This is a genomic window from Nocardia sp. Tas62D01 (genome assembly GCF_055232035.1).
The window spans coordinates 1,307,685-1,329,550 of sequence record NZ_JBUYUZ010000001.1 but is presented as its reverse complement, the minus strand read 5'-3'; the positions used below and the strand labels follow the sequence as shown (position 1 = coordinate 1,329,550).

At 66.1% G+C, this 21,866-nt stretch carries 17 protein-coding genes, 4 pseudogenes and 1 riboswitch; of the genes and pseudogenes, 13 read left to right on the top strand and 8 right to left on the bottom strand.

Translation table 11 applies throughout. The annotated features are described in order from the left end of the window. Positions 1 to 178: 178 nt before the first annotated feature. Positions 179 to 868, bottom strand: a complete 690-nt coding sequence (locus ACV7NQ_RS06390) for a DUF899 domain-containing protein (protein ID WP_463358768.1) — start codon at positions 866 to 868, stop codon at positions 179 to 181. 160 nt (positions 869 to 1,028) lie between these two features. On the opposite strand from ACV7NQ_RS06390, the gene ACV7NQ_RS06385 reads away from it, so the two are divergent. From ACV7NQ_RS06385 to ACV7NQ_RS06355, 7 genes and pseudogenes are all read left to right on the top strand, one after another. Continuing rightward, on the top strand, positions 1,029 to 1,820 hold the full coding sequence (locus tag ACV7NQ_RS06385; RefSeq protein WP_463358767.1) for an SDR family oxidoreductase: 792 nt from the start codon (positions 1,029 to 1,031) through the stop codon (positions 1,818 to 1,820). 196 nt (positions 1,821 to 2,016) lie between these two features. Next, positions 2,017 to 2,193, top strand: a pseudogene (locus ACV7NQ_RS06380) (rhodanese-like domain-containing protein); the annotation flags it as partial. A gap of 79 nt (positions 2,194 to 2,272) precedes the next feature. After that, positions 2,273 to 2,479 carry a hypothetical protein gene (locus ACV7NQ_RS06375; RefSeq protein ID WP_463358766.1) on the top strand — a complete coding sequence of 69 codons (207 nt, stop codon included), beginning with the start codon at positions 2,273 to 2,275 and terminating at the stop codon, positions 2,477 to 2,479. Between the two features lie 485 nt (positions 2,480 to 2,964). Beyond that, the gene (locus ACV7NQ_RS06370; protein WP_463358765.1) at positions 2,965 to 3,342 is read left to right on the top strand and encodes a hypothetical protein; all 378 of its coding nucleotides are present in this window, start codon (positions 2,965 to 2,967) and stop codon (positions 3,340 to 3,342) included. After that, positions 3,306 to 3,482, top strand: a pseudogene (locus ACV7NQ_RS06365) (KUP/HAK/KT family potassium transporter); the annotation flags it as partial. The gene ACV7NQ_RS06370 and the pseudogene ACV7NQ_RS06365, both read left to right, overlap by 37 nt. Positions 3,483 to 3,538: 56 nt before the next feature. Further along, positions 3,539 to 3,712 (top strand): hypothetical protein, encoded by a 174-nt coding sequence (locus tag ACV7NQ_RS06360; protein WP_463358764.1) that lies wholly within the window; start codon positions 3,539 to 3,541, stop codon positions 3,710 to 3,712. Positions 3,713 to 4,196: 484 nt separating this feature from the next. Continuing rightward, a pseudogene (locus ACV7NQ_RS06355) lies at positions 4,197 to 5,271 on the top strand (magnesium and cobalt transport protein CorA). Positions 5,272 to 5,282: 11 nt separating this feature from the next. On the opposite strand, the gene ACV7NQ_RS06350 reads toward ACV7NQ_RS06355, so the two are convergent. From ACV7NQ_RS06350 to ACV7NQ_RS06340, 3 genes are all read right to left on the bottom strand, one after another. Continuing rightward, a complete protein-coding gene (locus ACV7NQ_RS06350; protein ID WP_463358763.1) occupies positions 5,283 to 5,438 on the bottom strand; it encodes a hypothetical protein in 156 nt (51 codons plus the stop codon). 249 nt (positions 5,439 to 5,687) lie between these two features. Then, positions 5,688 to 7,439: an NRAMP family divalent metal transporter gene (locus tag ACV7NQ_RS06345; RefSeq protein WP_463365559.1), complete on the bottom strand. Its 1,752-nt coding sequence runs from the start codon at positions 7,437 to 7,439 to the stop codon at positions 5,688 to 5,690. A gap of 289 nt (positions 7,440 to 7,728) precedes the next feature. Next, positions 7,729 to 7,911, bottom strand: coding sequence for a hypothetical protein (locus tag ACV7NQ_RS06340; protein WP_463358762.1), 183 nt, complete (start codon positions 7,909 to 7,911; stop codon positions 7,729 to 7,731). A 317-nt stretch (positions 7,912 to 8,228) separates the two neighbouring features. After that, positions 8,229 to 8,398: riboswitch (M-box (ykoK) riboswitch) on the bottom strand. Between the two features lie 377 nt (positions 8,399 to 8,775). Between ACV7NQ_RS06340 and ACV7NQ_RS06335 the strand changes: the two genes are divergently transcribed. The 6 genes and pseudogenes from ACV7NQ_RS06335 to ACV7NQ_RS06310 all read left to right on the top strand — a co-directional run bounded on the left by ACV7NQ_RS06335 (position 8,776) and on the right by ACV7NQ_RS06310 (position 14,513). Then, on the top strand, positions 8,776 to 8,925 hold the full coding sequence (locus ACV7NQ_RS06335; RefSeq protein ID WP_463358761.1) for a hypothetical protein: 150 nt from the start codon (positions 8,776 to 8,778) through the stop codon (positions 8,923 to 8,925). A gap of 121 nt (positions 8,926 to 9,046) precedes the next feature. Beyond that, positions 9,047 to 9,768, top strand: a pseudogene (locus ACV7NQ_RS06330) (MgtC/SapB family protein). A 73-nt stretch (positions 9,769 to 9,841) separates the two neighbouring features. After that, entirely contained in the window at positions 9,842 to 11,197 is a 1,356-nt protein-coding gene (locus tag ACV7NQ_RS06325; protein WP_463358760.1) for a magnesium transporter MgtE N-terminal domain-containing protein, read from the top strand. Next, positions 11,194 to 12,879, top strand: coding sequence for an NRAMP family divalent metal transporter (locus tag ACV7NQ_RS06320; protein ID WP_463358759.1), 1,686 nt, complete (start codon positions 11,194 to 11,196; stop codon positions 12,877 to 12,879). The genes ACV7NQ_RS06325 and ACV7NQ_RS06320 overlap by 4 nt, the downstream gene beginning before the upstream one ends. Positions 12,880 to 12,984: 105 nt before the next feature. Further along, positions 12,985 to 13,407, top strand: a complete 423-nt coding sequence (locus ACV7NQ_RS06315; protein ID WP_463358758.1) for an ArsR/SmtB family transcription factor — start codon at positions 12,985 to 12,987, stop codon at positions 13,405 to 13,407. Further along, complete coding sequence (locus ACV7NQ_RS06310) at positions 13,404 to 14,513, top strand: cation diffusion facilitator family transporter (protein ID WP_463358757.1); 1,110 nt, start codon at positions 13,404 to 13,406, stop codon at positions 14,511 to 14,513. Before ACV7NQ_RS06315 ends, ACV7NQ_RS06310 begins: the two co-directional genes overlap by 4 nt. A 303-nt stretch (positions 14,514 to 14,816) precedes the next feature. Here the strand turns inward: ACV7NQ_RS06310 and ACV7NQ_RS06305 are convergent, their stop codons facing one another. From ACV7NQ_RS06305 to ACV7NQ_RS06290, 4 genes are all read right to left on the bottom strand, one after another. After that, complete coding sequence (locus tag ACV7NQ_RS06305) at positions 14,817 to 14,999, bottom strand: hypothetical protein (protein ID WP_463358756.1); 183 nt, start codon at positions 14,997 to 14,999, stop codon at positions 14,817 to 14,819. 184 nt (positions 15,000 to 15,183) lie between these two features. Next, positions 15,184 to 15,405, bottom strand: a complete 222-nt coding sequence (locus tag ACV7NQ_RS06300; protein WP_463358755.1) for a hypothetical protein — start codon at positions 15,403 to 15,405, stop codon at positions 15,184 to 15,186. Between the two features lie 958 nt (positions 15,406 to 16,363). Further along, the gene (locus ACV7NQ_RS06295) at positions 16,364 to 16,735 is read right to left on the bottom strand and encodes a hypothetical protein (RefSeq protein ID WP_463358754.1); all 372 of its coding nucleotides are present in this window, start codon (positions 16,733 to 16,735) and stop codon (positions 16,364 to 16,366) included. Positions 16,736 to 16,814: 79 nt separating this feature from the next. After that, on the bottom strand, positions 16,815 to 21,620 hold the full coding sequence (locus ACV7NQ_RS06290) for a cation-translocating P-type ATPase (protein WP_463358753.1): 4,806 nt from the start codon (positions 21,618 to 21,620) through the stop codon (positions 16,815 to 16,817). Positions 21,621 to 21,866 lie beyond the last annotated feature (246 nt).

Genomic DNA, 21,866 nt, shown 5'->3' with positions numbered 1-21,866 from the left:
AATCAGGCCGGATCCCGGTCCTCCGCCTCCTCGATGCTGCACAAACGGGTCGTAGAACAGGTCCCGCCGCCGCAGAAGCACCGCCGCGACCAGCGCGGAGGCCAGCAGAACGTGCAGCTGGCCTGGCAGCCGCGTGAAGACTGGACAGTCCTCGAGATTCGGCGGGGCCGGGAAGACCTTAACTGCCTGCGTATTCGTCGCGCTTGCGCGGCCAGGAGCCGAAATCCGCACCGCGACCCTTCGGCGCACGGTCGAGCAGCTGCCAGGTCGCGTTGAGCGCTTCGGTGCCCCGGTCGTAGGTGGAGTAGGTGTGGTAGACGACGTCGTCCTCCAGCGCGAAACAGCTCAGCGCCATCAGCTCCATCGCCGCGAGCATGTCGCCACTCGGCCGGTTCGGCGTCGGCACCTGCATGAACTGCCAGAAGTCCGCGTTGAACCCGTTGTCGGATCCGTCGAGGTCGGTGGACACCCACGCGATGTCCCAGCCGAACCGCTGCTTGTAGGCATTGAGCACCTCCAGCGGCGACCGCGAGGCCAAGATGAACGTCACGTCTCGGTGCGCCAGATGCGGCACCGCCCCGACCAGGTTGTCGGTCTCGTAGGTGCACCCCGGACACCCTTCCGGCGTCTTGGGCCCGTGCATGAAATGGCGGATGATCAGCTGAGAACGGCCGTCGAACAGCTCGGCCAAGGGTTTCGGTCCGGCGTTGGTGGCGAAGACGTACTCCGTGGTGACGGGCACCCAGGGCAGTGCCTGGCGGTGGCGAGCGACCGCGTCACCACTGCGGGTCAGCTCCTTCTCCTCGGCGCGCACCTGCTCGTAGGCCTTGCGCCACTCGTCCCGACTCCCGACTTCATGCGAAGGCATGGTTGTCTCCTCTCGTGTGCCTGAAATGAGGACGGCGCGGGCGGCCGAAATTCATCGAACCAGGCGACGGTGGTGTGCGCATAAGGTACTGATGTGTCTGGCGACCGGGACCGGGAGTGGCAGTCCACGCGGTGCCGGACGCCTGGGAGGAGTGGATGCGATGTCGTCGCACACAGGGTTCGCTGGGCGAACATACATCGTCACCGGTTCGGCATCTGGCATCGGTGCCGCGACTACCGCGCTGCTTCGAGAGCGCGACGCCAAAGTCATTGGGTGCGACCTCAGCGACGCCGAGATCCAAGTCGATCTGTCCACGCCCGACGGTCGGCAGTCGCTGATCGACCAGGCGACCGAGTATGGGCCGATCGACGCGGTCCTCGCCGTCGCCGGGGGCGGCAAAACCGGTCTGCTCGAAACGAACTACTTCGGTGCCGTTGCAACGTTGCAGGGACTTCGACCGCTGCTGGCTCGCAGCCCGGCACCCCGCGCTGTGGCCGTATCGTCGACCTCATCTCTGGCGCCGGCGGACGAGCGCGTCATGCAGGCATGTCTGGACGGCGACGAGGCTGCCGCTGTTGCTCTTCTCGAGTCTGATACCTCTCTGGGAGGCGCTGCCGGTGTCTACGGAATTGCGAAGCGTGCGTTGAATCGCTGGGTGCGCACGATCGCCCCGACCTCCGAGTGGGCCGGCGCAGGCATTGCCCTCAACGTGGTTGCCTCGGGTGTCGTCGACACACCCGCGGCTTCCTGGATCTTCACCGACGAGGCCGTGCGTAACGCCGTCGAGGCCGCCGCGCCGCAACCGTTCGGTGGTTTCCCAGGGCGGCCGGAATGGGTCGCCGAGCTCATCTGCTGGCTTGCCGGCGCGGACAACCGTTTCGTTACCGGTCAGGTCGTATTCGCCGACGGAGGTGCGGAAGCAGCAGCGGTCGGCGACCACCACTGGCGATGACGAGAAGGTCGACAGACCGACCGGCAGATCCGCGCTGATCCAACGTTCACCCTGGCGCAACCCACGCCGCACCATCGGGATCCGGCATTACTCGGCCAGGACGCCGCCGCCGTCGGGGTGGCTGTGCGAGGCGGCGTCGGCCCCTGACATTGCCGAACTGCTGGCGGATCGACGGCAGTCGCAGCATCCGACAGGAGTGGTCGATGGAGAAGGTTCTCCGGCCGCACGCGATCTGCTCGCGAAGAACTACAGCGCCGGACATATCCTCGGCGCGATCAGCATCCCACTCGACGAACTCGCGGCCCGATTGGAAGAACTGCCCGACGATCAGGAGATCGTCGCCTACTGCGAGGGCATCTACTGCGTCCTGGCGCCGTGGTGCGTCTATCGGTCGCTGGCATGAACTGTCGGGAGGGCGTCACGTTGCCTATCTCGACCAGTTCCTCCTGTGCTTGAAGCAGCAGGACCTGGCCGACAACTTCGCGCGACGCCCCATGCAGGTATGGAACTTCGGGCATGTGATCGACGACCAACCGGCGTGCCGGTCGGTGTCGTCTGCGGGCATGGCCGCCGGTGACGAGGATCGAGTGCGCAAAGGAATGCAGACCTGCGGTGACTCCGCCGTCCATGCCAAGGCCGAGAATCCCAGCATGGGCTAGGTCGGCACCGGACCGATGTTGCTGATCTTTCGAATATCTGCCCGGGCAAAGGCACACGCGGCGTTGGAATCGGCTGCGGCGGAGAATCGTCGGGGCTCGGATTATTTCGATGCGTTGGAACCGTGGGTATACACCCCGACTGATGCGAATCTTGCCGCCGCCATGACAATGCTCGAACATGCGCACAACTTCGATGGCTCACCGACGGCCTGACCAATGATCCGTGGGCTGGCCTGCGGGCACGGAACCTTGCGACGCAACCCGGCGATCCCTTCGCATAACCCCGAGTAGGTTGAAGGCGGTCGGCGCGGGGAAATAGGAACAGGTGGGCCCGCAGTAATCGCGCGGGCGCATCGATTCGATCCCCGAATGATCGCCAGGCTGACCGTGCAGGACTGGATCGGGTGAGTCTGGTGGCTGCTGATGGCCGACTCCGAAAACCCCGGGACACACCAACTAGCTGTGGCAGCGAACAGGAGTGATCGATGACAACTGAGAAGGCCGATTTCACTGGCGTGCAGTCCACGATGCTGGTGACGTTGTTCCTTAAGGCGTTGGACAGCAAGGAAAAGCACTCCATCCTCTGCGACCACTTCGCGGCCGAGGCCGTGGACCGGATCGACTACGACTGGACGAAGCTGGACAAGCCGAGCATCACCCGCAACCGGTTCAGCGTCGCGCTGCGCGCCAAGCAGTTCGACGACTGGGCCGCAGACTTCGCCGTAGTAGCGAGTGCTGCGCCTTCCGTCGCGCGGTGTGGTCTTCGCGGTAGGGCGAGCAGTCTCACGACCGCCTCGCGAAGTGTGCGCGATCCGCAACCGCGGCAGGTAAAGCCTCTTACTTCCTGTCGAAGATCGAGCTGAAGAAGGGTCCGGCACCGACGATGGCGCCGTGGCGCAAGCGTCTGTTCATCGCCACGTCCTACATCACGGCCGATGCCGCCGAGTATTTCGGCCTGCCGGGTGAGCGGACGGTGATCATGGGTTCGCGAGTGGAGGTGTAGGGCTACTGTCATTTTCGTGGACTCACACAGCTGACGACCGCACCCTCGGATTGAGGGTGACGGTCGCGCTCGGTATCGGTGTCATCCTCGTGTGGCTGTTCTCGATCGTCGGTGCGGGCGTCGGCTGGCTCGCCAGTTTCCTCGTCGTCATCGGTTTGTTCGTGTGGCTGCGACAGCTCCAACACAGTGTTCCCACGCCGAACTCAACGCAGCTGCAACGATTGAGGTAGTGGAGTCGAGCACCTCGCAGCGACACCGCGCCGCGAGCTACCCAGCTCTCTACTGGCCCGTCTTGACCTGTTACGCAGTCACCATATCGACGGCGTCGGCACGTGCTGCGGCCGAAGCGCACCAAACTTGGTGGTGGATACTGGCTCTGGGCCCCGCGGTGGCCGCGGCCACCAGCTCGATTATCGGACGTGAGCGCAGCACAGTGCCGGATCGGTAGTGTTCACCACGGGTAGCGCTCCACCGATTCGACGCATGGCGTATCGCCGTCGCCGCGAGCGTGGGGGCGAACGGTGTTGCTTTCCTGCGCGCCCTGATCGACTGGTCGGCCGAGCGCCACGGCACCGCGCGGGATCGGACGATCGTGGCCGGATTGTCCGCGGCACGGCAACTCTGACCGGCCGCCGACCTACTCGCCGGCGAGGGCCATCGGCGGTGGTTCGGCTTGGAAAGGCTCCTGGGCGAGGCGCGCCGTAGCATCATTTGGTGCCATCTATTCCGCCGTTGCCGTCGTTTCGTGGTCCTGCACGGGCGGCGACGCCGTTGCCTCGAATACCTGTCCCGACTGCACGCGCGATCGTGGATTGTGCGGTCTATGTCGATGGGTTTCGGCTGCCAGGTCGATTTACCCATGCGGCCGCGCTGGCCGAGGTCCGCGAGCGGGGTGCGGGTTTTTGTGTGGGTCGGGTTGCACGATCCCGACGAGGAGCAGATGACCGACATCGCGCAGACGTTCGGGCTGCACGCGCTGGCGGTCGAGGAGGTTATCAAGGCGCGCCCGCGACCGAAACTCGAACGCTACGACGACACCCTGGTGATGGTGATGCGCACCGTCGCCTACGTGGAGCACGAATTACACAGTGTCAGTGAAATTGTGGAGACCGGCGCGATGCTGGTGTTCACCGCGCCCGACTTCGTCGTCGCGGTGCGACGCGGCGAGCACTCCGGTCTTGCGGGTGTGCGAAGCGCGCTGGAGGCGGATCCGGACCGGCTGCGGCTCGGCCCTGGCGCGGTGCTGCACGCGATCGCCGACTACGTGGTGGATTCCTATGTCGAGGTCACCCAGTCGGTCGAGCTCGACGTCGATGCGATGGAGGAAGAGGTCTTCACCCCGCGCAGCCAGATCGCCATCGAACCGATCTATCAACTCAAGCGCGAGATCGTCGAGTTGCGCCGCGCGGTCACTCCGCTCGCGGTCGCGCTGCAATCACTCGGTAAGCCGGATCTGCCTCTGCCCAAAGAGGTTCGGCGGTACCTGCGTGATGTCGCCGACCATCACACCGCGGTGGCCGAACGCATCAACGACTTCGATGAGTCGTTGAGCGCTTTGATCGGTGCCGCGTTGGCCAAGATCGCGGTGCAGCAGAACACCGATATGCGCAAGATCTCGTCGCTTGTTGCCATCGCGGCGGTGCCGACGATGATCGCGGGGATCTATGGCATGAACTTCGATCACATGCCCGAACTGCGGCAGGTCTGGGGTTATCCAGCGGTCCTCATCGTTATCGTGACTATCTGCACCGGCCTGTTTGTGACGTTCCGCCGCAACAACTGGTTGTAGTTCGCCGAGTGTCACCGGCGTCGTGTACCGACCAGCACAACCACAGCCACCACGACGATCATGATCAGCAAGATCACGGTGCCGATGACGGTCGCGGTGTGGCTGTAGTCAGGGAGCTGCGTCGAGTCGGCGGCCAGCCAGATGCCACCCCGGCTGATCATGTCCATGACAAGCTCCCTCCGTTCCGCGGTCCGAGCGGACGCTGCACCTGAAGTGCGCTTGCCGGTATTTCCGGCGTAGTCCGCGGGTGGCCGCGTTCGCGGAGGCGAAGGCTGGGCAAGGATCTTGTCCGGTCAGGGTGTGCAGCCGCATGGTCGCGCGCCGTTCCCGTCAAGCAAGGTGCGCCCCTCTTGCCGTAATGCCGAAACGGCGGCGAGGGATCGAACCCTCACCGCCGCAGCCGGTTTCGTGCCGGTTCAGCCGGTGATCGACTGGAAGATCTTGACGCCGACCAGTGCTACGGCGACCAGCAGGTAGCCGCGCAGTGCAAGCATTCCGGCCGTGCGCAGTGGCGAGAACGCTGGGCGCTCGAGGGTATCCAGCGCCGGGGTACGCCAGGCGTCGCGGTCGTGCTCGAGGATCGCCTTGCGCTCGGCGCGGCTGAGCTTGGTGGAGTCGAGCTCCTCGACCTGGTCGGGGTCCAGACCGCCGAGCTCCTGCGCGGTCTTCTCCGTCTCCGTGCGCGCGGCGCGGTGGCGGGCATAGGCGATGCCGATACCGCCGAGCACGCCGATCGCGGCGCCGACGCCGAAACCGAGCCCGAGGGTGGCGGTGGACAGGTCGGAGAAGAACGTCGCCGCGGTCAGTGCCAGCGACAGCAGCACCAGCGTCCACACGATGACGCCCGCGATGATGTTCTGCCGCGTGGTGTTCACCCACGGCCCCAGGACGGCCTTGTCGTTGCACAGCAACACCAGAAACACCGTCGCCGAGGGCAGCAGCACACCGGCCAGTGCCTGCACGCCCTGAGTCAGCAGGCCCAGGACATTGTCGGGGCTGAAGGAGATCGCGGCGGCCACGCCGAGCAGTGCCGCATACCCGACGTAGAACATCGGTGCCTCGGAGATCTTCCAGTGCAGCGAGTGCCGCCTACCGAGGGTGTCACCGAGGGTGTAGGTGGTGGCCAGGCCGACGGCGTTAGCGCCGATCAGCGAGGCATCCAGCAGCAGGATCGCGAACAGTGCGCCGACGGTGTGACCCATGTTGTCGGACAGGCTCTGCGCGACGGCGCCTGCGTCGGAGAAGTTGCCGACGGCGTTGGTGCCGGCGAGGCCGAACGCGGCGGCGGTCATGATCGCGGTCGCGCCGATCATGACGACGACGATGCCGATGCGCAGGTCCCAGCGCTCGTAGCGGATCCACTGCGGGGTGATGCGCTTGTCGACGATGTTGGACTGTTGGAAGAACAGCTGCCAGGGTGCGACGGTGGTACCGACCATGGCGACGATCAGCAACAGCAACGTGGAGTTCAACCCGCCCGGGAACGACGGGATGATGCCCTTCGCAGTGTCGGAGACGCTCGGGTGCACCATGAACGCCAGCGGGAACATGACGACGTTGACGGCGATGAGCCCGAACAGGAACCGTTCCCAACGCCGGAACGACCCACCCGCGACGACCGCGAACGACAGCACCGCGGCGAGTGGCACCGAGATCGGCTTGGGCAGCCCGAAAAAGCTCAATGCCATGGAGACACCGATGAATTCGGTGACGAGTGTGAGCGCGTTCACGACGAACAGGTCACCGACGCTGAAGGCGCCCCAGAACTTGCCGAATCGGGAGAAGATCAGCCGGGCGTGCCCCACACCGGAGACCGCGCCCAAGCGCACCACCATCTCTTGGTTGACGTAGAGCACCGGGATCAGCAGTGCCAGTACCCACACCAGTTTCATGCCGTAGTTCTGACCGGCTTGGGAGTAGGTGGCCACACCGCCCGCGTCGTTGTCGCCGACCATCACGATCAAGCCCGGCCCCATGATGGCCAGCAGCATCCGCAACCGCTGCCAGCGGCTGCGGCCCTCGGCCGTGTCGTGCTGCTTGATGGTGCCAAGGGCGCCGACGATGTCACCGGCATGCGCCGAATCCAGTGCCGCGGGCGCGGCGCCCGTGGGTGCCGTAGCGGTGGCGGTGTTGCTCCGGCGGGTCCCGCCGTTCGAGAAGAAGGCCACTGCCATTCCCTCGCTTCCTGAAACTCATTGCTGCACAACAGCAGTGGTGGAACTAAAAGAGCTCGGGTGCGCTCGGTCGCCGGGACGGGGCGACCGCGCGGTGGTTCAGCGGGCGTCGATGCCGGCGGGAGGATCGGGCAGGACATCCGCGACCACTCCGGCTGACCGCGCGGTGTTCCTCATCATCTTTTTCCTCATCAGGTTTCGGGCCAGGCGGGCACGCCGGCGTACGGTCCGCCGACGTGCCCGGATTGGTTGCGGCACAAGGTGTTCAAGCGCCGCAAGGCGGCTACCGGTAGTGCAGGTGGCTGCCCAGGGAAGCGGTGTAGACCGCCGCCTGGTTACGCGACACGCGCATGTTGTGGCGCTCCTGCTCGGTCAGGCTGTGCCGGGCGCGGACGCGCCGGGCCGACTCACCCAGCGCCGACAGCACCGACAGGTTGCGGGCACGGGGGAATGCAACGAAGGTCATGACGAACTCCTTCAACGGAAGGCCAGCTGCCACAACAGATCCCGGGCACCACTGGACACCCGCAAACCTGCCCGTCGACCCCTCACGCGGCGATTTCGATCGCCGAGTTCGTCGATGGTTGGTTCAGGGATGGGTGGTTACGGGACCGCAGCAAGCTGGGAACGAAACGGATGTCGAATCCGGACTCGGATACGGACTATCGCCGGACTTCATATCGTCCCCTCACCTCCTTGCTGCTGGGACGCACGCGGGCGTCACTTCTCATCGCGCCAGACCACGCAGAAATAAAGGGGAAAACCAACGCCGAAACGGCGAGGTAGGCACCCCTCTCGTCAGAGCTTCGGCACTGAACGACGTATCCCGGGCCGGGAAGCCACTTTGGATCCCCCCTTAATCCGGGGAGATCTGTCCTAACCCTGGGCGTCTCTCGACGTCGTCGGATCAGTGGCCTGTGTTCGAACAGGAGCCTCGCCTAGCGAGGTGCTGACCTGGAAAAGACTGGACCCATATTCCCGGAAAGTCAAATCGAGGCCGGTCGGTTCGGTCTTTTGGCGCAGAATCATTGCAGTTCACCGTGTTTCGGCGTCGGGAAGCGCACAGACCCGGCGTCCGGCGGCTCCTGTCCGTGCAGTCGCCTCGCCTAGCTGAGGAAGCTCGCACCGGCAAGCTGGACCGGCGAGCTCGGACCGGCATCCGAGCGAAGTCGAGCCGATTTGCCTATTATGTGCATATGAATGCAGATTCGCGTGTATATCGTCGGCGGCTGCCCGGCGATCAGGCGGATCTGGTCGCCGAGTGGTCGCGGATGCCGGCCGAAGCCACCCTCCTCGAGCCGGCACCAACACCCCGGGTTGCGGGGCTGTGATGTGCAGCCGGAGTGCAGGGTGGCTGGCCGCGGACTCGTTACACCTGCCCACCTACAGCCACACCGCGGCCACGATCGGCACCGTGATCATTCTGATCATCATCGTGCTGGTAGCGGTGGCTGCGATTATCGCTGCGCGGCGCCGGTGACCTGTTTCACCCGAGACGGCATCGGCTCCACACCGCCCGAGCGCGCCGTTGACGGGTCCGGCACTCACTGTTCATCGCGCCGTCACTTCGGTGTTCGAGCTGCGGTGCAGGCTGCGCAATCGTGAGCACGCTGGAGATGATCCTGCGCATCGGTACCGGTGTCGGATTGGGTACCGCGATCGGGCTGGAGCGGCAGTACCGGGCGCGGATGGCCGGGCTGCGTACCAACGCGCTGGTGGCGGTCGGTGCCACCCTGTTCGTGTTGCTGTCCGCGAACGGGTTCGGCGGCGGCACCGCCGATCCCACCCGAGTGGCCGCGCAGATCGTGTCCGGTATCGGGTTCCTCGGAGCCGGGGTGATCATGCGCGACGGGCTCAACGTGCGCGGCCTCAACACCGCCGCCACCCTGTGGTGCTCGGCAGCCGTTGGCGCCCTGTCCGGCGCTGGAATGTATCGGGTCGCGCTCGTGGGGACGGTGGTTGTGGTGATCGTCAACATCGCACTGCGCGCCGCCGGGCGGGTAGTGGACCGGCAGCCGGACACCGGCGACGAACACCCCACCTCGTATGCGTTCGTGGCGGTCACCCGCGACGATCAGGAAGCACACGTGCGGACGCTGCTGGTGAGGCGCTGACCCGCACCGACTTCCGGTTACAGTCCGTCACCAGCACCCACACCGACATCGCCGGGCAGGTCGAGGTCCGCGCCGAACTCGGCGGAGATCAACGCGACGATCGGCAGATGGAGTCCGCGGTCAGCCGACTGAGTCTGGAACCATCGGTCACCAGTGTCGGCTGGCAGATCCAGTCCTGCCCGCTCGACCGCGACGCGGCAGGCACCTGACCCCTGCCACACTGAATCGAGTCCACACTCCGCTGTGGGCGCTGCCGCGCTCACCGATCCGAGGAGAGCTCCGATGACACAACCGCAGACCCCACATCAAGAAGACGCCGCGACACGGCCGGTGATCCATTTCTCCGCTCTGCTGCGGTCCCCGGTTGTGGCCAAATCCGGTGAGGACGTGGGCCGGGTCGAGGACGTGATCGTCCGGTTACTCGGCGACGACAACTTTCCACTGGTGACCGGAGTCGTAGTCGGTGTCGGAGGCCGACGGGTATTCGTGTCGACCGACGACATCCGCGAGTTCACCCAGGACCGGATCACCATGTCGAAGAACAAGGTCGACCTGCGCGGCTTCGAACGCCGCGACCGCGAAGTCCTGCTGCGCGCTGATGTTCTCGACCACCGGCTCATCGATGTCGCGGCCGCCGAGCTGGTGCACGCTTACGACATCGAACTCGAGGACACCGGCCACGGCTGGATCCTGGCCCGGCTCGATACCCGCCGACCGGCCCGACTGTTCGGCCTCATCAAATCCGCGGGAGGACACGCGGCGCGGGATTGGAAAGCATTCGAACCGTTGATCGGGCATACCCAGTCCATGGCCGTGCGCCGCGTGAGCGGGCGGGTCAAAGCGCTCAAACCCGCCCAGATCGCCGACCTGCTCGAAGACGCCAACAAAACCGAGGGTGGGGAAATCCTCGACCTCGTCCACACAGACCCCGAGTTGGAGGCCGACGTCTTCGAGGAGCTCGACCCCGACAAGGCCAGTCGGCTACTCGACGACATGAACGACGAAGAGGTCGCCGGGTTGCTGGGCCGGATGCGGGCCGACGACGCCGCCGACGCGATCACCGACCTGCGCCAGTCCCGCCGCCGACGCGTCCTGGACCTGATGCCGGCCGGGCAACGCACCAAGGTGATCACCCTGATGGGGTTCAACCCGTCCTCCGCGGGCGGACTGATGAACGTCGACATCGTCTCCTGCGCCACGAATGCCACTGCGGCCCAAGCGCTCTCGATCATCGGAGCGGCTCGATCATTGCAGTCGGAGGCACTGCTGAAGATGCATGTCCTGACCGGCAGCGGGCAGTTGGCCGGGGTCGTGTCGGTGATCGGGTTGCTGCAGTCCGACCCGACCGCGGTCGTGTCGGACCTAATGGATACCGACCCGGTGCGGGTGGCCCCGGAGGCCGATCTCACCGATATAGCGCTCCTGATGGCCGACTACAACCTCTACACCATCCCGGTCGTCGACGACTCCGATCGGGTACTGGGCGTGGTGACGGTCGACGATGTCCTCGAGGCCACCATTCCCGAGGACTGGCGCCGCCGCGAACCCGCGCCCCGACCCATCCGTGACACCGTGACCGCGGTGAGCGACGGCGGCACCGTCACCGGCGAGGCGCGCGCTGGAGGCGTCCGGCCATGACCGACAAGGACCCCACCGCCGTCACCGAGACCCCAGCAGTACAGGCACCGCCCGCTCCACCTCGCCAGCAGCGGACCGCCGTATTGGATTCGGCGCATCTGGGTGACATCGAGGGCGCGTTGGGCCGGATCAGCATCAGCGACCCGGACCACCCCCGAACTCTCAAGACGCGGCTGTTGACGATGCTGGCGATCGTCGGGCCCGGACTGATCGTGATGGTCGGCGACAACGACGCCGGCGGTGTCGCCACCTATGCCCAAGCCGGTCAGAACTACGGCTACAGCCTGTTGTGGGTGCTGCTGCTGCTGATCCCGGTGCTGATCGTGAACCAGGAAATGGTGGTCCGGCTGGGCGCGGTCACCGGGGTCGGGCACGCCCGGTTGATCAACGAACGATTCGGCCGCGGCTGGGGCTGGTTCAGCGTCGGTGATCTGTTCGTGCTGAACTTCTTGACCATCGTCGCCGAGTTCATCGGTGTCACCTTGGCCGCGGACTACATCGGCATCTCCAAATACATCGTGGTGCCCACCGCGGCGGTCGCGTTGATCGCGATCATGGCCACCGGCAGCTTCCGCAGGTGGGAACGGGCGATGTTCGTGTTCATCGCGATCAGCCTGGTCCAGATCCCGATGCTGGCGCTCGCGCACCCGCAATGGGGTCGCGCCGCCCACGACTTCGTCGTCCCCGGGGTGCGTGGCGGGATCGGCTCGGATGCGGTCTTGCTGATCATCGCGATCGTCGGCACCACCGTCGCACCCTGGCAGCTGTTCTTCCAGCAATCCAACATCGTCGACAAACGGATCACCCCCCGGTTCATCAGCTACGCACGCGCTGACACCGTCCTGGGTTCGGTGGTCGTGATCGCCGGGGCTACCGCGGTGATGATGACCGCGGACTGGGCCGCCCGCGCCACCGACCGTGCCGGAAACTTCACCGACGCAGGCGAGGTCGCGCACCTGCTTGGCACCACCAGCAACATCCTCGGATCGCTGTTCGCGATCCTGCTACTCGACGCCAGCATCATCGGCGCAGCAGCGGTGACCCTGGCCACCAGTTACGCGTTCGGGGACGTGTTCGGGCTCAAGCATTCGCTGCACCGCAGTTTCAGCGACGCCAAACAGTTCTACTTCTCCTACACCGCGATGGTCGCCGCCGCCGCCGCGATCGTGCTGATCCCCGGCGCCCCACTGGGTTTGATCACCACCGCCGTGCAGGCCCTGGCCGGTTTGCTGTTGCCCAGTGCGAGCGTGTTCCTGCTGCTGTTGTGCAACGACCGCCAAGTCCTCGGCCCATGGGTGAATCCGCGGTGGCTCAACGCCGTTGCCGGGGTCATCGTCGCGGTGCTGCTGCTGCTGTCGGGCATTCTGATGGCCACCACCCTGTTCCCCGACCTCGACGTCATCGCGACCGCCGAATACCTCGCCGTGATCATGGTCGTCCTCGCCGCCGCCACGATGGCCTGGTTCACATGGTGGCAACGCCGCCGACCACAACCCGCCCCCGAACCGGTACCCGTCATCGACTCCACCGAAAAAACGCAGTGGCGGATGCCGCCCCTGACGCTGCTCGAACCCGTGACCTGGTCGGCGGGAACCAAACTCGGCATGCTCGCCCTGCGCGGCTACCTCGTCATCGGCGCCGTCCTGCTCCTCGTCAAAGCGATCCAACTCGGACGCGCATAGACGCACGGGGCGTCGTGTCACGTGTGCACCGGGGGAGGCGCTTGCGCGGGCGAGCTGGGACCGGTACCCCGAGCGAATTCGAGCAGATTCACATAATATGTGCGTATGAATGCAGATTCGGGTGTATGTCGACGGAAGCTGCCCGACGATCAGGTGGATCTGGTCGTCGAGGTGTTCCGGATGTTGGCCGATACCACCCGGGTCCAGATCTTGTGGGCGCTGGTCGAGCGGGAGATGTCGGTGAGCGATCTCGCCGGGCATGTCGGGAAACCGGCCCCGTCGGTGTCGCAGCATCTGGCGAAGCTGCGGATGGCGAGGCTGGTCCGCACCCGCCGTGAGGGCACGACGATCTTCTACACCCTCGAAAACGACCACGTCGCCCAACTCGTCACCGATGCGGTGTTCAATGCCGAACACGCCGGCCCCGGGGTGCCCGGTCACCACCGCGACACCAACGAACTGCGAACACTGCACCCCGAAACCCTCCCCGATGCGGCACCGACGCGACACGCAGGAGAAGGCGGATGACCCGGCACGAAGAACCCAACGCGTCCGGCCACTCACACGACCACGGGCACAGCCATCCCCACGGACACAGCCACGGCGACGGCCACGGGGATGACCACGAGCACTCGCATTCGGGGTGGGGCGGGGTGTTCGGTGCGGCGGTACGGGAGGTCTTCGTGCCGCACAGCCACGATGCGGCCGACGGCATCGACGGTGCGCTCGAATCGAGCGCGGCCGGTATCCGCGCGGTGAAGATCAGCCTGCTCGCGCTCGGCGTCACCTCCGCCGCGCAGTTGGTGATCGTGCTCATCTCGGGGTCGGTCGCGTTGCTGGCCGACACCATCCACAACCTGTCCGACGCCTTGACCGCGGTCCCGTTGTGGATCGCGTTCGCCCTGGGCCGCCGTGCCGCCACCCGCCGCTACACCTACGGCTTCGGCCGCGCCGAAGACCTCGCCGGGCTGTTCGTGATCGCGATGATCACTCTGTCCGCCGCGATCGCCGCCATCGAATCGATACGCCGCCTGTTCAACCCCGTGACGATCGGTCACCTCGGATGGGTCGCCGCCGCCGGGCTGGTCGGATTCCTCGGCAACGAGCTCGTCGCCGTCTATCGGATCCGCGTCGGCCGTCAGATCGGCTCCGCCGCCCTGATCGCCGACGGACTGCATGCCCGCACCGACGGATTCACCTCACTGGCCGTCGTGCTCGGTGCCGGTGGTGTCGCCCTCGGCTTCCCGCTGGCCGACCCCATTGTCGGACTGCTCATCACCATCGCGATACTCGCCGTCCTGCGTACCGCGGTTCGTGACATCTTCCGTCGATTGATGGATGGCGTCGACCCGGAACTCGTCGACGCCGCCGAAGCGGCACTCGCCGCGGAACGCGGAGTACAAGGGGTGCGGAGTGTGAAGATGCGCTGGATCGGGCACCGGCTCCACGCCGACGCCGAACTCGACATCGACCCCGACACCACCCTCACCGCTGCCCACAAGCTCGCACACGACGCGGAACACACCCTCACCCACGTCGTGCCCAAACTCTCCACCGCCCTCGTGCACGCCTACCCGGCCCATACCGAACATGAACACACCGGGCACGAACACGCAGGGCACACCCACCACTGACGACAGGTGGGGCGGATGCGGCTCGGTAATCCTTGCGGCGCTTACCCTTTCGGTACGTGACGACGAATGCTGCGGCACCGAGCACGAAGATCGCGACGATCCCGATCCATACCGCGGCTCCGGTACCCGCTTCGGACTTTACGTTCGACCAGGCGTTGGGCGCTGGCATGGATCCGGCCCCTAGTTGCGGCCGCTGCTGTCGCGGCCGGTACCCAGGCTGCGTGAGAGTGAATCCGGTAGCTGCCCGAGAGTGCGCCGATGCGGTTGCGGGCACGGGCTGGGCGCGACGCTGTGCTGGGCCCGTCAGCCGTCGAGTTTCACGGTTTCGAAGATCAGTTGGAATGCTGCGGCGCAGGGGTCGGGTCGGGCCGTGTGGTTGCGGTTGGTCACCCACCAAGTGACGGTCCCGGCGTCGGCGGCGGATACGCCGCAGGTTCCGGGGTCGTTGGGGTCGTGCCAGTAGAAGCCGCCGAAGCTTTTCGTCACCAGCGCCTCGGTCTGTTATCCGCTAGTTGCTTGCGCAGATCTCGCCACGGTTGGGTGATCCTGGAGCGCTATTCATAAGCCTCTGCGAAAAAGTGCAGTGCGACAATCGCTTTCAGTGCGGAGGGGAATTTGTGGACCGGTGCGCGGTAGCGGCATCCTTCCTCGCTGGGCATGCGCCTGGTCTTCAGGTGAGCGACTGCTCGCTCGACGGCGGCCCGGAATCCGGAGAGAGTGCGGTGTTGAACGCGGTCTGGCTCTGGTGAAGTTCCCGGCCCGGGGGTTTCTTGTAGGGCACGAGATCGATTCCGTCGACGCCGACGTAGCCGGAATCGGCGACAGTGGTGATGTCGGCGAGAAGGTCGGCAAGTCCGCCAAGCGGCGTATGCGTGCGCGTCGTGTCGGGCACCGTGCACCATCTGCATGCCGACCGCGGCGAGCCTGCCGTCGAGGTCGGTGGCGATCTGGATGTTGAACCCCGGATACTGGGTTTTTCCGTCAGAACAGGTCCGCCGATCGCCGACCAGTCCCAGGTCGGGCAGATCATGCCGTCCACCAGCGCGGACCCGACGCCGATGACGTCTTCGGGGTTGGGGGGCGAACTCGTCGAGCACGTCTGCGATCACCGGTCGCAGCAAGTCCCAGCGACGGCTCACCGTCGGCTGAGGGACCCCGAAGAACGCCCCCGCGACGCCTTGGACGAGGTTTCTGCGCATCAAGGCCACCACCATGACGACCGACTTGAACAGACCCAACACATCAGGGCGGCCACCCGAGCTCAGATCGCCGACAATCTCATGAACCCGGGCGGTCAACTCCGCGGAGTTGTCCTTCGGTCAACCCAGTAATAGCCTTGTACCGCAACGGTCCTCGTTCTCGCTCGTAGACTTCGAACTTCCACGAAGCGAGATACAGTGGGGCCGTTGCTCATTCGCATGCGCCGCGCCGACACGTCCAACAATGTGACCACAGTCTCGGATGGGGTCGATGATGCGCGAGAACCGTTACGTGACAGCTGATTATGAAACCGACTTATGAATAACGCTCCCGGCCTCGGCGTCGCCCTCTAGCGGGAGTTTCCACCCTTGGTCGCGACTAGCCGTCGTCCGTGTAGGTCAGCAGCGCTTTTTGCAGGCTGCCGGTGTATTACCCATCTTTGCATTGGCGCAGGTCGGCGTGTCGATGTTTGCTACTGCCGTTCACCCCCGTTCACCCAGGTGAGGCGACAAGAAATGGTATCTGTTCCACCGGGATTGATGTCAACCTCTGGCAGCATATGGGTAATACGCCAAAACTGTCGAATGATGAAGCACCACAACGGATTTAGTGCCGCTCAACTACGAAGGGTGGAAACTCCCGCTAGGTGCTTACTGTCCTTTTGGTGCGTGTTCGGGGGAGCTGGTTTGATCGTTGCGGGAGGTGTCGCGTTTGCGGAGGCGCTCAATGAGTAGTCCCCCGGCGCCAAGGGTGAGCGCGAGGGGCCATTCCAGGGTTCCGGCGATGGCGAGGGCGCCGAGGCCGCCGTAGTAGAGGTAGCCGGTGGGCAGAGTCATGTTGACGGGGCCGACACGGATATTCGCGCCGGGGTGGGGCAGGGTGAGGGATGCGCTGATGAACGGCATTTCGATAGCAGCAGTGGCGGGACGCTGAGGCTGCTCGGGAGGGTGCTGTGGCCGAGCCTTCGACGGTGTGGACGGGTGCTCTTTCGTGGCGGTTCGTCGTGCTGTGGTAGTAGCCATCTTTGGTGTCCTCTCGGAGATCGGTCAGGGATGGCGCGGTGTCTGGGGCGGTGAGGGCTGGCGATAGTTCATCGTCTGGTCAGGCCTGGTTATTGGATGCGGAAGCAGAGGCAAGGGTGTGCTCGGCCAGCCAGGCGGGGGCGAACACACCCACTGCGGCGGTGCCGGCGACGGCGGCGATCACACCTGTCCACGCTACCGGGCCGAGGGGTGTACAGCCGAAGAAATGGCTGATCCCAGGGGTTTGGACGATTCCGGCGAGCACGATGGAGCTTCCGACGGCGGTGGCGACGACCAATGGGCTGTGGGCGCGGGTCAGTAGTGTCTGGGCCATTTGGGTGCCGACGAGCGCGGTCAGTCCCATGGTGGTGGAGCGGCGTCGGGTGCCCGGAGTCGCGCGGCCGATCGTCCAGGCGATGGTGGCGGCAGCGGCAGTGACGGTGCCGCGGCTGATGATGGCGTCCACGAGTGATCGATCCAGCGACGGGGCGGTTTCGCTCAACACCGCGTGCTGGTCTGCGATCCGGGCGGATTCGGGATCCTCATCCGTGTAGTCGTCTGCTTCGACTGGGATGGGCTTTTGGGGTGTGACCGCGACCGCCAAGGCGGGGAACATGTCGGTGAGCAGGTTGACCAGCAGCAGTTGGCGAGTGCCGATCGGGGCGCGTCCGCTCAGTGCTGTGCCGGCGATGGTGAATGCGACCTCTCCGGCGTTGCCGCCGAGCAAGATGACCAGTGCATCGCGGACACTGTGCCACATATTTCTCCCCTCGACGAGAGCGTCGAGCAAGATCGTGAGGTCGTCGCCGGTGAGGACCAGGTCAGCAGCGCCGCGTGCTGCGGAAGAGCCGCGGCTGCTTACCCCGATACCGACATCGGCAGCGCGGATGGCGGCGGCGTCGTTGGCTCCGTCGCCGACCATGGCGGTGACTCGACCGGCTTGCTGCAGGGCGGTGACCACTTGCATCTTTTGTTCCGGGCTGACTCGCGCGAAAACCTGGACTGTGGCGGCGAGTTCGGCGCGGGCCTCTTCGTCGCAGTCGGCAATTTCGGCTCCGGTCGCGACCCGCACGTCGGCGGGCAGTCCCAGTTGTCGAGCGATCGCCCGCGCTGTGACGGGGTGGTCGCCGGTGAGCAACACGACATTGCGTCCAGCAGCGGTGAGTTGCTCGAGCAGTGGCCGCGCGGTGGGTCGGGGCGTGTCGGCAAGGCCGAGGTAACCGACAATTTCGAGGTCTTGTGCCGCGGAATCGACAACAGTGGCGTCGATGTCGAGATCACCATCGAGCAGGTCGGAATCAGCGGTACCTTCGGCTACGGCGATCACTCGGAGTCCTTGCTCGGCCAGGGCATGGACCAGGCTTTCGGCGTGTGCCTGTGCAGCGGGGTCGGCGAAGCGGCAGCGCTGATGCACCACCTCGGGTGCCCCCTTGAGTACCACCATCACCCGTTCCTTGTTGGGAGCGTCGACGCCCGAAGTGCGGTGGCGCACACCGAGGGCGGCGGCATATCCGCGGCTGGATTCGAATGGCACATCGGCGAGGGAGTCCCAACCCGGGTCGTCGAGGAGTCCGGCGGTGGCGGCTGCGGTGAGGATCGCCTCGTCGGTGGCGTGGGCGTGCGGCTGCTCGGCCTCGGGTTGGGGGCTGGCGTGGCGTGCGGCACGCAGCATCCGGTGTGCGCGTGCGTCGGAGGCGTCGGTGAAAGGATCGCGCGGGTTGTGTTCCGCGGTGGCGACGGCGACTACCTTCAACCGGTTTTCGGTCAAGGTGCCGGTCTTATCGAAACAGACCGTGTCCACCCGGCCGAGGGCTTCGAGGGTGCGAGGTGTGCGAACCAGCACGCCCAGACGAGACAGCCGCCGGGCTGCGGCGAGTTGTGCGATTGTGGCCACGAGTGGAAGGCCCTCGGGGACGGCGGCCACCGCGATGGCGACGCCATCGGCGAGTGCTAGACGCAGTGGGTGTCGGCGGATGAGCGATAGCCCGGTGACGAGGCCGCCACCGGCCAGCGTCAGAGGCAGCACCTTGCTCGTGAGATCACGTAGCCGGGCAGCGATCCCGGATGCGGCGGCAATATCGGATACGGTCCAGATCGCGCGGCGCGCGGCGGTGGTGTTGCCGGTCGCTGTGACGATTGCGCGGGCCGAACCGGCCACGATGGTGCTTCCTTCGAAGACCATGCTGGCCCGGTCGACCCCCACCGCCGCGGGCACCGAATCGACCTGTTTCTCCACCGGAACCGACTCACCGGTCAGCGAGGATTCGTCGACTTCGAGGTCCAGGACGCATAGCAAGCGGGCATCGGCGGGGACCACGTCAGGGGCACGCAAGTCGATGATGTCACCGGGACGCAGTCGTGCCGCGGGCACCAGCACCGTGCGTTTGGTGGTCGCGGCGAGCGTCAGGCGGCGGCGGGCATTACCGACCACAGGAACAGCGACGCGACGCGCGTACTGTTCCTGCTCGGCGAACAGTTCTGCCGCGGCGTTGTCGGCGCGTAGCCGCTGAACGCCCCCGACCAGCGCGTTGACCAACATCACCCCGCCCACCAACAGCGCGTCGACACTGCTGCCCAGAATTGCCGACGCGGCCGCGCCGATCGCCAACACCGGAGTAAGTGGGTCGTTCAACTCGCTTCGCGTTGCGACCGCCAACCGGCTCAGTTGCCGCGCCGGTCCCCGCAGTGGAGCGGCGATAGCGCTGTCGGACAGGTCGCCCAGACGGCGTCGCCACGCCGGATACACTGGTGCCGCGGCCAGCGGTTGCACCGCCGCGGTGAGACGGGAGTAGACGATCTCCGGGTCCAGGGCATGCCATGCGGTCAGTGGTTGCGGATCCGGATCCGGCATCGTCAATACTCGCCGCGCCGCGAGCGCACCCGAGGTAAGTGCGATCGCAGCGGCCGCGTTCACCGGGCTGAGTAATCGCGTCAGTCCGAGCCGTCCCCGCGTTCCGGTCTCCCCGGTCAGCAACAACAACCCCGCCAGGGTGCTGCCGCCCTTGGCCATACGGACCGCGGCCGCACTGGCTCGCCGCGCGGCCGGTAGCGCCGAAACAATCCGCACGGCCGCGACGAGGTCGGTGCTGGTGACGATGTCGGCGGTCCACGGAGCCGCAGACCGCGGTTCATCGAGGGCCACCCCGACGTCGGCGATCGCCAACGCGGTCAACGTGTCGGTCGAGGCGAAGTCGGGATGAAGCGCGGTGATCAGCAGCACCGGGCCGCGATCGGTGCGGGCGTCGCGCACCACCTTCAGCAGAGAGGTGCCGGGCCGATGAGTAGCGGCCACTCCCGCGGCGAGGTCCTCGGTGCCTGCGACGTGGCGCAGCACTACACGAGTTCCGCTGCGTCGGGCAGTCTCGATCAGCGGGGCAGCGAACGGGTCCAACTCCCAACCAACCGAGACAGTACCCACGACCTCACCGCGCACCCGTAACTCTGCATGCGCGAGTCCCTGCGCCGGCGTGGCCGCGTTCGCGGAGTTCTGCAGCCACCGCAGCTGGGCCTGCTCGGCCGGCAGTTCGTCGGGATCGGGTTCGGGCGCCTGCTCGCCGTGTAGCAGCGCATCGGCCACTTCGAAGACACGATCGTCGTCCCATCCGATAGCTTGTCCCTCGGCACGCAGCACCGTTTGGGCGTCACCGCGCAGCGCGGCTCCATCGATGACGATCACCTGCACGCGGTCCAGGCGCCGCAACGCTCCCGGGTCGAGGACCAGCTGCCCGCCGCGCGCCAGCCCTCTGCCCAGCACGGCGGCGAACATCTCCCGGCCCACGTGCGCGGCCTTGGGGACCCCAGCCAGGATCGAATCGGCTACATCCTCGAGGTTCCCGGAAGCGACGAGCGCCCCGGCCGCCGCAACCAACGCACCGTTGGCAGACTGCTCGACGTAGTCCTCCACAACACCCGCGGCTGCCCCTTTCGCAGTGTCGAGTGCGGCATCGACGGCAGCGTCGACCACCACATGCGAAACCTCGCCCGCCGCGGCCGCTGCCCAGCTGTGCCGCGGTAGGTCGCGCTCTGCGTGAGCTGAGGAGTTCACCGTGACTGCAGGGGCCTGCGGTCGGCTCGGGCGAGCGAGATCTGGTTCCCGCGCCGCCCAAATCCGCCGATGCTCGACCGCCTCCGCCACCTGCGCGACGCGTTGCGCCAGATCCAACAACGGTCCGCTGGGAGCTTGGCCCAGCCCATGGGTGGCGGCGGTAACCGCGTTGAGAACGAAGTCGGTGCCCACCCGCCCCAGGCGCGCTTCGAATGCGGCGACCACCCGGGGTTGATGATTGAGCACTGCCGCTGCCGCTCGCGCAGCACGGGGAGCCGCCGGCAACCGGCCCAACCCACCCAGCACCGCGGCCCCGACTGCGATCACATCCAGCGCTGCCGCCGTGACAGGCACGATGATCGCCAATCGATCGCCCGGATCGGCAACCGGCGTGTGAGTCCGCGGCAAGTCCCTTTCCGCCTCATCGAGGGTGGCGGCAGCCTTCCGAGCAGCCTGCTGAACATCCTCGACCCGCACATGAGGTTCCCGTTCGACGACAAGTCGCCCCAAAGTCGTTTCCACATGGACTGCGGCGACACCGGGGACCTTCGACACCGCTGCCACCACCTCTGTGGCCACACTGACGGTGTGCGCGGTGGGCACAAGCTGTGCCAGATCCAGATGCAGCCGCCGCCCCGACGACCACGCGACACTCGCGTCGCGCTGCACAGTTGCCAGCACGCCATCGGCCACGCTGCGACCGACACCGAACACGGGGCTTGCCACCGCCAGCGCGGTCCCAGCTGCGGTTGTGGTGGTCCTCGCGCCCGCCCGCAGCGCCCCAAGTCCGGCACCTGCCACCATCCGAGCCGCGAAGGACGGAACGTTCAGAACGTGCATCGTGCTCGACCACCATTCACCGACGACATCCTTACCCTTCATTGACAACCTGGATTTACACCCGCGTGCCTGCGCGCCAACTCTCCGTCCGCTGGGAGCACCGAGCCGCTCGTCACCGCGGTGCGAGTGGGCTGCTGCGGGCCTGTCCGCGACCGATTACCTCGACAAGACTGCCGCAAACGGTGCAGGTAGGGCAGTGCAACACTCGACAACGTCTGAACCCATTTTGGTCGGCCACCATGCGCG